A 12662-nucleotide genomic window follows, 5' to 3' on the forward strand; every position below is an offset into this window, starting at 1 on the left:
CCCCACGTTCCCATTCAGAGCTCTCGAAAGAGGAATCACCATGGCACTGACCCCCGATGACGTCGTCACCAAGCAGTTCCAGCACGTCCGCTTCAAGGAGGGCTTCGACCCCGACGAGGTCGACGACTTCCTGGACGAGATCGTCGTCGAGTGGCGCAAGACCATCGCCGAGAACGAGGAGTTGAAGGCCAAGGTCGCCGCCCTTGAATCCGGCGAGTCTGCCCCCGCCGCTCCCGTCGCCGAGGCTCCCCAGGCCGAGGAGCCCGTCGTCACCGAGGTCCCCGCCTCGGTTCCGGCCCCCGCCGCCGCTGCCGACAACGGTGCGGCTCCCGCGGCCCAGAGCGCCGGCATCATCGAGCTGGCGCAGCGCCTGCACGACGAGCACGTCGCCGAGGGCAAGGCGCAGCGCGACCAGCTCATCTCCGAGGCTCAGGCGCAGGCCGCCTCGATCGTGGCCGAGGCGGAGAAGCAGGGCCGCGAAGAGCGCGCCCGCCTCGAGAAGGAGCGCACCACGCTCGAGGGTCGCATCACCGAGCTCCGCAACTTCGAGCGCGATTACCGCTCGCAGCTGCGCACGTACATCGAGGGGCAGCTCCGCGACCTCGACACCGCCGGTTCGTCGTCGGGTTCGACGCCCGTTTCGGCGATCGGTCTGTAGGCCGACTCTTTGCGCAGTCGATCACCTCTGCGTACGGCGGCGGCCGGCGCCCTCGTCGCGATTCTCGCGACGTTGGTGCTGGCCGCCGACCAGTTGGCGAAGATGGTCGCCATCGACAACCTCCCCCCGGAGCGCGTCGTCCCGGTCATCGGCGAGGCTCTGCAGTTCTACCTCGTCCGCAATCCCGGCGCGGCGTTCTCCCTGGGTGAAGGCGTCACCTGGATCTTCACGATCGCCCTCGCGGTCGTCGCGGTCATCATCGTGTATCTCGCGGCGACGCGCGTCCACTCGCGTCTGTGGGCCGTCGTGCTCGGATTGCTGCTGGGCGGGGTCCTCGGCAACCTGACCGATCGGCTGTTGCGCGCACCCGGGTTCCCCGTGGGGCATGTCGTGGACTTCATCTCCACCCCGTGGATGATGCCCGCGATCTACAACGTCGCCGACATCTTCATCGTCTCGATGATGATCTCGGTCGCGCTGCTGGTCCTCTTCGGTTTCCACCTGGACGGCACGCGCGAGACGCGCGGCTCGCGCACGGCCGAGGCGGAAGCGGCGGGCGCGGTCGAGAGCCCCGGCGAGTCGGGCAGTCGCTGACATGGACTCGCGGAGTCTGCCCGTCCCGGACGGGCTCGAGGGCACGCGTGTCGATCAGGCCCTCGCCAAGATGCTCGGCTTCTCGCGGACGTTCGCGGCCGAGGTGGCCGACGCCGGCGGCGTCACCGTCGACGGCCGCACGGTCGGCCGGTCGGACCGGCTCGCGGCGGGCGCCTGGCTGAACGTCGAATGGGAGCCCAAGCGCGAGCCCGAGGTCGTGCCCCTCGCCGTTCCCGACCTGGGGATCGTGTGGGACGACGACGACATCGTCGTCGTCGACAAGCCCGCCGGCGTCGCCGCGCACCCCTCCGTGGGCTGGGAGGGGCCGACCGTCCTCGGCGCTCTCGCCGCGGCGGGTTTCCGGATCGCCACGAGTGGCGCCGCGGAGCGTCGGGGCATCGTGCACCGTCTGGACGTCGGCACGAGCGGCCTCATGGTGGTGGCGAAAGCGGAGCGCGCGTACACGGTGCTGAAGGCGGCGTTCAAGGAGCGGACGGTGGATAAGATCTACCACGCCGTCGTCCAGGGCCACCCCGATCCGCTCGCGGGCACGATCGACGCCCCGATCGGGCGGCATCCGCATCACTCGTGGAAGTTCGCCGTGACTCCCGACGGCAAGGACTCCGTGACCCATTACGAGACGCTCGAGGCGTTTCCGCGGGCATCGCTGCTGGAGATCCACCTCGAGACGGGACGAACGCACCAGATCCGCGTACACATGGCCGCGCACCGGCATCCGTGCGCCGGCGACCCTCTGTACGGGGCCGATCCCACGCTGTCTGCGCGGTTGGGTCTCACCCGTCAGTGGCTCCACGCGCACCGGCTCGCCTTCGCACACCCCGCGACGGGGGAGTGGTCGAGCTTCGAATCCGCCTACCCGGCGGATCTGCAGCACGCGCTCGACGTGCTGCGCGACGGCGTCTGACGCGGGTCAGCGCCCGCCCTCGAACGTCGTCGGTCCGTCCGTGAGCGCCGCACGCACGCGCGCGGCCATCTCGGCATCCAGGATCGTGTCGATCTCGGACACCGGATGCCACCCGACCTCGGTCATCTCGCCGTCCACCGGCTCCGGCTCGCCGTCGATCCACGTGCACGCGAAGGTCAGGTCGAGGTAGTCGCTCTGGTCGCCGTTGGCGTAGGTGACCCGGGGGATCTGATGCACCCACGCCAGACGCTCGACGCGGATGCGCACCCCCGCCTCCTCCTCGGCCTCGCGCGCCGCGGCGTCGGCCGGTTCTTCGCCCGGGTCGACGATGCCCGTGATCGGCGTGAGTCGGCCGGTGTCGCTGCGGCGTCCGAGGAGCAGGTCTTCGCCGCGTACGATGACGGCGGTCACTCCGACGAGCGGCAGGGGCATCGTGCCGACGTGGCGGCGCAGTTCCAGGATGAAGTCGGGAGTCGGCACGCGCCCACGGTAACCCAGGCCGATGTCGGAGGGGGGAACGTACACTCGACGGGTGGCAGCAGACTCCTTCGTTCACCTTCACGTGCACAGCGAGTACTCGATGCTCGACGGGGCAGCGCGAATCGGTCCCATGGTGCAGGAAGCGGTCAAACTCGGTATGCCGGCCATCGCGGTGACCGACCACGGCAACACTTTCGCCGCGTACGAGTTCTACAAGACCGCGAAGGATGCCGGCATCAAGCCGATCATCGGCATCGAGGCCTACGTCACCCCCGGCACCCACCGCTCCGACAAGTCGCGCGTGCGGTGGGGAACCCCCGAGCAGCAGAGCGACGACGTGTCGGGGTCCGGCGCGTACACGCACATGACGCTGCTGTCCGAGACCACCGAGGGCATGCACAACCTCTTCCGTCTGTCGTCGCGGTCGAGCATGGAGGGCTACTACTTCAAGCCCCGCATGGACCGCGAGCTGCTGCAGACCTACAGCAAGGGCCTCATCGCCACGACCGGGTGCCCGTCGGGCGAGGTGCAGACCCGCCTGCGGCTCGGGCAGTACGACGCGGCCAAGGCCGCCGCGGCCGAGTTCCAGGACATCTTCGGAAAAGACAACTACTTCGCCGAGATCATGGATCACGGCCTGTCCATCGAGCGCCGCATCATGTCCGATCTGCTTCGGATCGCGAAAGAGCTCGACATCCCGCTCGTCGGTACGAACGACCTGCACTACACCCACCAGCACGACGCCACCAGTCATGCGGCTCTGCTGTGCGTGCAGTCCGGTTCGACGCTCGACGACCCCAAACGCTTCAAGTTCGACGGCGACGGCTACTACGTCAAGTCCGCCGCCGAGATGCGGCAGGTGTTCCGCGACAACCCCGAGGCCTGCGACAACACGCTTCTCATCGCCGAGCGCTGCGAGGTCGAGTTCAACACCTCGGCCAACTACATGCCGCGCTTCCCGGTTCCCGACGGCGAGACGGAGGACAGCTGGATGATCAAGGAGGTCGAGACGGGCCTCCACGACCGCTACCCGGCCGGCATCCCGGACGAGGTGCGCAAGCAAGCCGAGTACGAGACGGGCGTCATCCTGCAGATGGGCTTCCCGGGGTACTTCCTCGTCGTCGCCGACTTCATCAACTGGGCGAAGGACCACGGCATCCGCGTCGGTCCCGGCCGAGGTTCGGGCGCCGGCTCGATGGTCGCGTACGCGATGAAGATCACCGACCTCGATCCGCTGCAGCACGGCCTCATCTTCGAGCGCTTCCTCAACCCCGACCGCGTCTCGATGCCCGACTTCGACGTCGATTTCGACGATCGTCGCCGCGGCGAGGTGATCCAGTACGTCACCGAGAAGTACGGCGACGAGCGCGTCGCGCAGATCGTCACGTACGGCACGATCAAGGCGAAGCAGGCATTGAAGGATGCCGGACGCGTGCTGGGCTTCCCCTTCAGCATGGGTGACAAGCTCACCAAGGCCATGCCCCCCGCGGTGATGGGCAAGGACATGCCGCTGGACGGCATGTTCAACCCCGAGCACCCGCGCTACAAGGAGGCGGGGGAGTTCCGTACCCTGATCGAGACCGATCCGGAGGCCAAGACCGTCTTCGACACGGCCCTCGGGCTCGAGAACCTCAAGCGTCAGTGGGGTGTGCACGCGGCCGGCGTGATCATGTCCAGCGAGCCGCTGATCGACATCATCCCGATCATGCGCCGCGAGCAGGACGGTCAGATCGTCACGCAGTTCGACTACCCCGCGTGCGAGTCGCTCGGCCTCATCAAGATGGACTTCCTGGGGCTGCGCAACCTCACGATCATCAACGACGCGCTGGACAACATCGAAGCCAACCGCGGCCACCCGCTGGTCCTGGAAGACCTCGCTCTCGACGACGCGGCATCCTACGAACTCCTCGCCCGCGGCGACACGCTGGGGGTGTTCCAGCTCGACGGCGGGCCGATGCGCTCGCTCCTGCGGCTCATGCGCCCCGACAACTTCGAGGACATCTCGGCCGTGCTCGCGCTCTACCGCCCGGGCCCGATGGGCGTTAACTCGCACATCAACTACGCGCTGCGAAAGAACAAGCAGCAGGAGATCGAGCCCATCCACCCCGAGCTCGAAGAACCGCTGGCCGACATCCTCGACACGACCTACGGCCTGATCGTCTATCAGGAGCAGGTGATGGCCGTTGCGCAGCGCGTCGCGGGATACACCCTCGGCCAGGCCGACCTCCTTCGTCGCGCGATGGGCAAGAAGAAGAAGAGCGAGCTCGACAAGCAGAAAGAGATCTTCTTCGGCGGCATGACCGAGCGCGGCTACGGCGAGGTCGCGCAGCAGACGCTGTGGAAGGTCCTCGAGTCGTTCGCGGACTACGCCTTCAACAAGGCGCACACCGCCGCATACGGTCTGGTGTCGTACTGGACGGCGTACCTCAAGGCCCACTATCCCGCCGAGTACATGGCCGCGCTCCTCACGAGCGTCGGCGACTCGAAGGACAAGATGGCGGTCTATCTCAACGAGTGCCGCCGCATGGGCATCAAGGTGCTGCCGCCCGACGTGAACGAGTCGATCCGCTTCTTCGCGGCCGTCGGCGAAGACATCCGTTTCGGTCTGGGTGCCGTCCGAAACGTCGGGACGAACGTCGTCGACGGAATCGTGGCGGCGCGCCAGGAGGCGAAATACACCTCGTTCCACGACTTCCTGTCGAAGGTGCCGCTGCACGTCGCGAACAAGAGGACGGTGGAGTCCCTCATCAAGGCGGGGGCGTTCGACTCGCTCGGGTCTACGCGGCGGGCTCTGGTCGAGATCCACGAGGACGCCTGCGAGGGCGCGGTGCTGGACAAGCGTCGCGAGGCCAACGGCGAGGTCGGCTTCGACTTCGACTCGCTATGGGACGAGCCGCAGCAGTCCGTGAAGGTGCCCGATCGCCCGGAGTGGACGAAGAAGGACAAGCTGGCGTTCGAGCGCGAGATGCTCGGTCTCTACGTCTCCGACCACCCGCTCGCGGGCCTCGAGGTGCGTCTCGCCAAGCACGCGTCGACGTCGATCCACGATCTGCTGGCCTCCGACGATGTGCAGGACGGCGATCAAGTGACGGTGGCGGGGCTGCTCACGAGCGTGCAGCACCGGGTCGCGAAGCAGAGCGGCAACCCCTACGGCATGGTGACCGTCGAGGACTTCAACGGTGAGGTGACCGTGATGTTCATGGGCAAGACCTACGCCGAGTTCGCGCCGGTTCTGCAGGCCGACTCGATCCTCGTGGTGCGCGGACGCGTCTCCCGACGGGACGACGGACTCAACCTCCACGCGCAGTCGGCCTTCGCCCCCGATCTCGAGGGACTCGACGCCCTCAGCGGGCTGACGCTGGTGGTTCCCGAGCAGCGGGCGAACGAGACGCTCGTGGGCGAGCTCGCCCAGATGCTGCGTCGGCACGCCGGCGACACGGAGGTGACTCTCAAGTTGCACAAAGGTGGGACCGCCAAGGTCTTCGAGGTGCCGATGCCCGTACGGGTGACCGCCGACCTCTTCGGAGAGCTCAAGGGACTGCTGGGTCCCAACTGCCTGGGCTGACGTCCGGGCCGTGTTGTCAAGCGGGGTGGCCCCCGATGGCGACGCCGCCAGGCTCATAGTGACGACGGATGCCGAGGCATCCGAACGAAAGGACCATCGTGACCGATCGCTACGACGACCCGTTCGCGCCGCCCGCGGGCCCGCCGACGGATGACGACGCTGCACGCTCGACGCACGGCCCGGTTGCCGCGGGCGACCGCCCCGCCGACCCGGCATCCGCCCCGGGAGACGTCGACCGTGACGCAGATGACGCCGTGGGTGCGGGGCAGCACGTCGAGGCGCGCACGCACGTCAACGCGCGTCGCTCGACGCACACCGAACTGCCCGACGCCGAGGCGCACGCGGCGGGCAGGGGTGCCGACGCACCGGCGCCGTATGCGGGGGAGTCGGCTCGTGACCGCGGCGTCTCCGATGACGCGCCCCAGTACGGCGTGGGCCCGTTCTCCGTGCGCGAGATCGCGCTGCTCGGCATCTGGGCCGTGACGTTCCTCGTCTCGTTCTTCCCGCTGAACAACCTGCCGGCGAACATCCGCGTGCTCGGCGGAGGAACGAACGTGTGGCTGTCGGGTCTGTGGTGGATTCCGACGGTCGCGCTCCCCACCGTCGCCGTCGGCCTGCTCGTCCTGCGACGTCTGTCGCCGCAGGGCATCCGTCGAGTGGGATCGCTCGGCATCGACCAGTTCGCGTCGGTGGCCTTCTCGGTCGCGGCTCTGGTGTGGATCGCCTGGGTGTGGGACACGGTGTCTGTGGCCGCCGAGACCGGGATCTGGACGCGGACGTGGGTCGTCTGGGTGGGTGCTGTCTTCACGCTCGCCGGCGTGGTCCTCACGGTCTTCGCGCCCGTCATCCCGCCGTTCGAGCAGGACTTCCAGGGGCGTCCCGAGGCGCCCGCGCATCGCAACGCGCGGCCGGTCCGCGCCGTGACCGCGCGTCCTCGACGTCCCCGCCCGGTGCGGACCGCACCCGCGACCGCCCACGACGACTCCGCGCACGTCCCGGTGGTGCCGCACGGCGACGACGCCGGTGATCACGGGCCGGTTCCGGGCAGCTACACCGGGTCCACCGACCTGCCGCACACCACCGACGCGGAGCCCGTGACCTCGGTCTTCCCCACGCACGGCGACACCCACGACACCGACGTCATCGGTGACCGAGACTCCTCGGAATCCGCGCGGGACCACGAGTCCGTGTCGCGCCACCCGCAGCCGCAGGCGTTCTGGGCGCTCGCGCCCGAGGAGCGCGACGTCGTCGACGATTACGGCACCCCGATCTTCCGCGTCGGTCCGACGGCGTGGGCCCTGGTGATCGAGGACCGCGGAGAGACCTTCGTCATCCGGCACGACGACGGACGTGTCGGGTACCTTCACGACGTCGCGGGCGTCACACGCGGCTGAGCACCCCCTGCGAGCCGTCCGCCCCCGGCGGGCGGCTCGCCACCGGGCGGTAGCCTGGACCAATGCTTCGCACCATCGATCTGCGCGGCCGGGTGCTCTCGCCGGCCGAGTTCCTGGCCGCGGTTCCCCGCGCCGATGCGGCACGCGACGAGGCCCTCGCCATCGCCGCCCGCATCGTCGACGACGTGGCACGCCGCGGCGAGGAGGCGCTCCGCGAGCAGGCGGAGGCATTCGACCGTGTCCGTGGCCACGCCATCGCTGTTCCCCCCGCGCACCTCGACGAGGCCCTCGCCGAGCTCGATCCCGGCATCCGTGCCGCCCTCGACGAGGCGATCCGCCGCGTGCGTGCCGCCTCGGCGGCCCAAGTGCCCGCGCCGTCGGTGACCGAGCTCGGTCCCGGGGCGCGCGTCACCCAGCGCTGGCAGCCGGTGCGCCGCGTCGGCCTGTACGTCCCCGGCGGCAAGGCCGTCTACCCCTCGAGCGTCGTGATGAACGTCGTCCCCGCCCAGGTCGCGGGCGTGCGCGAGGTGGCGCTGGCCTCGCCGCCGCAGGCGGAGTTCGACGGTCGCGTGCACCCCGTGATCCTCGCGGCGGCCAAGCTCCTCGGCGTGACCGAGGTCTACGCGATGGGCGGTGCCGGTGCCGTCGGCGCCTTCGCCTCGGGCGTGCCCTCTGTGGGGCTGGACCCCGTCGACGTCGTCACAGGGCCGGGCAACAACTTCGTCGCCTCCGCCAAGCGCGCCGTGGGGGGCCGCGTCGGCACCGACTCGGAGGCCGGCGCCACCGAGATCCTCATCGTCGCCGACCAGACGGCCGACGCCGCGCTGGTCGCCGCCGACCTGGTCAGTCAGGCCGAGCACGACGAGCAGGCTTCGGCCGTCCTCGTGACCGACGCTCCCGCGCTGGCCGACGCGGTCCGCGCCGCCCTCGAACCGCGGGTGGCCGCGACCCGGCACGCCGAGCGCGTCCGCGCGGCGTTCGGTGGCCCGCAGTCCGCCGTCGTGCTCGTCGACGACATCGCGCAGGCCACCGCTTTCAGCAATGCCTATGCGCCCGAACACCTCGAACTGCACCTGGCCGACCCGCGTCCGCACGAGTACGTCAACGCGGGCGCCGTGTTCGTCGGTCCCTACACCCCGGTGAGCCTCGGGGACTATCTCGCCGGCAGCAACCATGTTCTGCCGACCGGTGGGCAGGCGCGGTACGGTTCCGGACTCTCCGCTGCCACCTTCCTGCGTCCCCAGCAGGTAGTGGAGTACGACCGTGCCGCCCTCGCGGCGGTGCACGAGTCCATCGTCACCCTGGCCGAGGCCGAGGCGCTCCCCGCCCACGGCGAGGCCGTGACGGCCCGGTTCGCCGACTGATCGAGGATTCCGCATGCACTGCCCGTTCTGCCGCAACCCCGACTCGCGCGTCATCGACTCGCGCACGAGCGACGACGGACTCAGCATCCGTCGTCGCCGCCAGTGCCCGAAGTGCGGGGGTCGTTTCTCGACGGTGGAGACCGCGAGCCTGAACGTCATCAAGCGCTCGGGTGTCGTCGAACCCTTTAGTCGCGAGAAGGTCATGTCGGGCGTGCGCAAGGCGTGTCAGGGCCGGCCCGTGACCGATGCCGATCTGGCGATGCTCGCCCAGCAGGTCGAGGAGACGATCCGCCAGACGGGTTCGTCACAGATCGAGGCGAACGAGATCGGCCTGTCGATCCTGGGTCCGCTGCGCGAGCTCGACGAGGTGGCCTACCTGCGATTCGCGAGCGTCTACCAGGCGTTCGACTCGTTGGACGACTTCGACGCCGCGATCGCGCAGCTGCGTTCGGATCACGCGGAGCGGGCGGCGGTCGGTCCCGCCTCGAACGAGGCCGTCCAGTAACCTGGCGGGGATGTATCCCCTTCTCTTCCGGTCGCTCCTGAGTCGCCTCGACCCCGAGTTCGCACACCACTTGGGTGCCCTCGTCATCCGTGCCGCGGGCGTCGGGCTCGTGGCATCCCTCGTCCGCCCCACCACCGCCGCCGATCCGTCCCTGCGCGTGCGCGCGCTGGGGCTGACGTTCGACTCCCCGTTCGGCGTGGCCGCCGGGTTCGACAAGAACGTCACGATGGTGTCGGGCCTCGGCGCGCTGGGGTTCGGTCACGTCGAGGTGGGGACCGTGACGTCGTTGCCGCAGCCGGGCAACCCGAAGCCGCGTCTGTTCCGCCTCGTGGCCGATCGCGCGGTGATCAATCGGATGGGGTTCAACAACGAGGGCGCGCAGGTCGCGGCCCGACGCTTGACCCGACTACGCAGCGCGCGCCGGCGCCCGGTGATCGGCGTCAACATCGGCAAGAGCCGGGCCGTCGCCGTCGAGGATGCCACGACCGACTACGTCCGAAGCGCCCGGCTGCTCGCGCCGCTCGCCGACTATCTCGTCGTCAACGTCTCGTCACCCAACACGCCGGGCCTGCGCGGACTGCAGGCCGTCGAGACGCTGCGGCCGCTTCTCACGGCGGTGCTCGAGGCGGCCGGGGCGACACCCCTGCTGGTGAAGATCGCCCCCGACCTCGCCGACGACGAAGTAGGCGACATCTCTCGGCTCGCGGTCGACGTGGGCCTCGCCGGGCTCATCGCCACGAACACGACGATCGGCCGCGGGGGCCTGCGCACCCCGGCCGCCACCGTCGAGGCCGCGGGTGCCGGTGGACTGTCGGGTGCGCCGCTGAAGGCGCGTGCGCTCGAGGTGCTCGACCTCGTCCGGGCCGCTGTCCCCGACGACTTCGTCGTCATCTCGGCCGGGGGAGTCGATACCGCCGCCGACGTCCGAGAGCGGTTGGCGCACGGCGCCACCCTCGTGCAGGGCTACACGGCGTTCCTGTACCGCGGCCCCTTGTGGGCGCGTCAGATCAACCGCGGGCTCGTCGCTCGCCGCTGAGACGGATCCGCTCGACACGGTGATGGCGGCGTACCCCGAGGGGCACGCCGCCATCACCGCCGGATCGGATCAGGCCGGGTGCTGACCGCGCTTGACCTGCGCCTTCGGCAGACGCATGAAGCGCATCTGCACGGTCCGCATCGCGGCGTACCAGCCCAGGCCCTTCTCGACCTTGCCGTCGCCGAACTTCGCCTTCGCCGCGCGCTTCACGCGGATCGACGTGATGATCATGTCGCCGATGACGAAGAGGATGAAGATCCACAGCGCCACGAACGACCAGTACTGGAAGAAGCCGTTCGGCACGAGCGTGAGCACGATCACCAGGATCATGAACGGCATGACGCCCTCGCCCAGGTGCCAGCCGGCGTCGACGAAGTCGCGCGCGAACCGACGCTGCGGCCCCTTGTCGCGCACCGGCAGGTATCGCTCGTCCCCGGCGGCCATGCCGGCGCGGGCCTTCTCGCGCTGAGCGGCGAGCTCGGACCGGGCACGCGCCTTCGCCTCCTTGGTGTCGGGCACCAGAGGACGCTTGCGGGCGGCCTCCTGCTCGGCCCGCGACGGCGTCGCGCGCCCCTTGCCCGCGGCGGTGAGATCCGACTCGACGGGGGTGTCGTTGGGGACGGGGGCGGGGGACTTGGCCACGGATAACCTCGAGAGCTCACTGGATCGGAGACTTAAGATTACCCGCATGACCCCTGACCTGTCCCGGCAGGATGCCGTGCGCGCCACCGCGTCCGACGGCATCCCCGCAGCCCTTGCCGATCTGGGTGCGCTCGTGCGCATCCCCTCCATCGCCTGGCCGGCGTTCGACCAGTCCGCGGTGGAGCGGAGCGCCGATGCCGTGGCTGAGCTGCTGCGCGGCACGGGCGTGTTCGAACGTGTCGACGTCGCACGCGCCGCGATCGCCGACAGCAACGAGCTTGGGCAGCCCGCCGTGCTGGCATCCCGTGCGGCCCGCAACGGCCGACCCACCGTCCTTCTCTACGCCCACCACGACGTGCAGCCCCCGGGCGACGAGGCGCTGTGGGATTCCCCGCCCTTCGAGCCGACGGTGCGGGACGGTCGCCTGTACGGACGCGGCGCCGCCGATGACAAGGCCGGCGTGATGGTGCACGTCGGGGCGATCCGCGCTCTCGCCGAGGCGCTGGGCGACGATCTCGACCTCGGTATCGCCGTCTTCATCGAAGGGGAGGAGGAGTACGGCTCGCGTTCGTTCGCGCAGTTCCTCGTCGATCACGCGGACGTCCTCCACTCCGACGTCATCGTCGTGGCCGACTCGGGCAACTGGGACGAGCGCACCCCCGGTCTCACCGTGTCGCTGCGCGGCAACGCGCGCTTCACGCTCACCGTCCGCACGCTCGCCCATGCGTCCCACTCGGGGATGATGGGCGGCGCGGTTCCGGATGCCATGCTCGCGACCGTCAAGCTCCTCTCGACGCTCTGGGACGACGACGGAGCCGTGGCGGTCGACGGTCTCGCGGTCCGCGACGCTGAGACCCCGGAGTACGACGAGGCGACGCTGCGCGCCGAGTCCGGGCTCCTCGACGGCGTCTCGCCCATCGGACGCGACAGCATTCTGAGTCGCCTCTGGAACAAGCCGTCGGTGACGATCACCGGATGGGATGCCACCCCGGTGGAGTCGGTATCCAACACCCTCGCGCCCGAGACGCGCGTCGTGATCAGCGCCCGCGTGGCCCCCGGCCAGTCCGCGCCCGAGGCGTTCGCCGCGATCGAGGCGCACCTGCGGTCCCACGCGCCGTTCGGTGCGCAGCTGGAGTTCTCCGATGTCGACTGCGGCGACGCGTTCCTCGTCGACACGGCGGGGTGGGCGGTCGAGGACGCGCGCGCCGCCTTCGCCGACGGGTATGGCGTGGACGCGGTCGACGTCGGTGTCGGCGGATCCATCCCGTTCATCGCGGACCTCGTGCGCGAATTCCCCGGCGCGCAGATCCTCGTGACCGGTGTCGAGGATCCGCACGCGCGGGCGCACAGCCCGAACGAGTCGCTACACCTCGAAACGTTCCGCAACGCCCTCGTCTCCGAGGCCCTGCTCCTGGAGCGAATGAACCGCCGCACCGTGTGATCGGCTCCACGGGGACGAGGCGGGCGTAGAATCGACTCGTCCCCGCGACCGAACGACC

At 69.7% G+C, this 12662-nt stretch carries 11 protein-coding genes; 9 read left to right on the forward strand and 2 right to left on the reverse strand.

Going from position 1 to position 12662, the window contains the following annotated elements; translation table 11 throughout:
* Positions 1 to 40: 40 nt before the first annotated feature.
* The 3 genes from D8Y23_RS00750 to D8Y23_RS00760 are packed head-to-tail and all read left to right on the forward strand — an operon-like array spanning position 41 to position 2177.
* Positions 41 to 658, forward strand: coding sequence for a DivIVA domain-containing protein (locus D8Y23_RS00750; protein ID WP_128216267.1), 618 nt, complete (start codon positions 41 to 43; stop codon positions 656 to 658).
* 9 nt (positions 659 to 667) lie between these two features.
* Positions 668 to 1252, forward strand: a complete 585-nt coding sequence (gene lspA / locus D8Y23_RS00755) for a signal peptidase II (RefSeq protein WP_128216268.1) — start codon at positions 668 to 670, stop codon at positions 1250 to 1252.
* Position 1253: 1 nt separating this feature from the next.
* The gene (locus D8Y23_RS00760; RefSeq protein ID WP_128216269.1) at positions 1254 to 2177 is read left to right on the forward strand and encodes an RluA family pseudouridine synthase; all 924 of its coding nucleotides are present in this window, start codon (positions 1254 to 1256) and stop codon (positions 2175 to 2177) included.
* 6 nt (positions 2178 to 2183) lie between these two features.
* On the opposite strand, the gene D8Y23_RS00765 is transcribed toward D8Y23_RS00760, so the two are convergent.
* Complete coding sequence (locus D8Y23_RS00765; RefSeq protein ID WP_128216270.1) at positions 2184 to 2657, reverse strand: NUDIX domain-containing protein; 474 nt, start codon at positions 2655 to 2657, stop codon at positions 2184 to 2186.
* A gap of 100 nt (positions 2658 to 2757) precedes the next feature.
* Between D8Y23_RS00765 and dnaE the strand changes: the two genes are divergently transcribed.
* From dnaE to D8Y23_RS00790, 5 genes are all read left to right on the forward strand, one after another.
* Positions 2758 to 6222 (forward strand): DNA polymerase III subunit alpha, encoded by a 3465-nt coding sequence (gene dnaE, locus D8Y23_RS00770; RefSeq protein WP_240663713.1) that lies wholly within the window; start codon positions 2758 to 2760, stop codon positions 6220 to 6222.
* A gap of 98 nt (positions 6223 to 6320) precedes the next feature.
* Positions 6321 to 7616: a hypothetical protein gene (locus D8Y23_RS17020; protein WP_240663710.1), complete on the forward strand. Its 1296-nt coding sequence runs from the start codon at positions 6321 to 6323 to the stop codon at positions 7614 to 7616.
* Between the two features lie 62 nt (positions 7617 to 7678).
* Positions 7679 to 8980 (forward strand): histidinol dehydrogenase, encoded by a 1302-nt coding sequence (gene hisD, locus D8Y23_RS00780; RefSeq protein ID WP_128216272.1) that lies wholly within the window; start codon positions 7679 to 7681, stop codon positions 8978 to 8980.
* Between the two features lie 13 nt (positions 8981 to 8993).
* Positions 8994 to 9485, forward strand: coding sequence for a transcriptional regulator NrdR (nrdR, locus tag D8Y23_RS00785; protein ID WP_128216273.1), 492 nt, complete (start codon positions 8994 to 8996; stop codon positions 9483 to 9485).
* Positions 9486 to 9495: 10 nt separating this feature from the next.
* Positions 9496 to 10521 carry a quinone-dependent dihydroorotate dehydrogenase gene (locus D8Y23_RS00790; RefSeq protein ID WP_128216274.1) on the forward strand — a complete coding sequence of 342 codons (1026 nt, stop codon included), beginning with the start codon at positions 9496 to 9498 and terminating at the stop codon, positions 10519 to 10521.
* Between the two features lie 69 nt (positions 10522 to 10590).
* On the opposite strand, the gene D8Y23_RS00795 is transcribed toward D8Y23_RS00790, so the two are convergent.
* Positions 10591 to 11163 carry a DUF3043 domain-containing protein gene (locus tag D8Y23_RS00795; RefSeq protein WP_240663711.1) on the reverse strand — a complete coding sequence of 191 codons (573 nt, stop codon included), beginning with the start codon at positions 11161 to 11163 and terminating at the stop codon, positions 10591 to 10593.
* A 46-nt stretch (positions 11164 to 11209) separates the two neighbouring features.
* Here D8Y23_RS00795 and D8Y23_RS00800 point away from each other — a divergent pair, with 46 nt between their 5' ends.
* Positions 11210 to 12604, forward strand: a complete 1395-nt coding sequence (locus tag D8Y23_RS00800) for a dipeptidase (protein WP_128216276.1) — start codon at positions 11210 to 11212, stop codon at positions 12602 to 12604.
* Positions 12605 to 12662 lie beyond the last annotated feature (58 nt).

The organism is Microbacterium enclense (assembly GCF_004022425.1).
In the GTDB taxonomy this organism is placed as follows: domain Bacteria; phylum Actinomycetota; class Actinomycetes; order Actinomycetales; family Microbacteriaceae; genus Microbacterium; species Microbacterium enclense_A.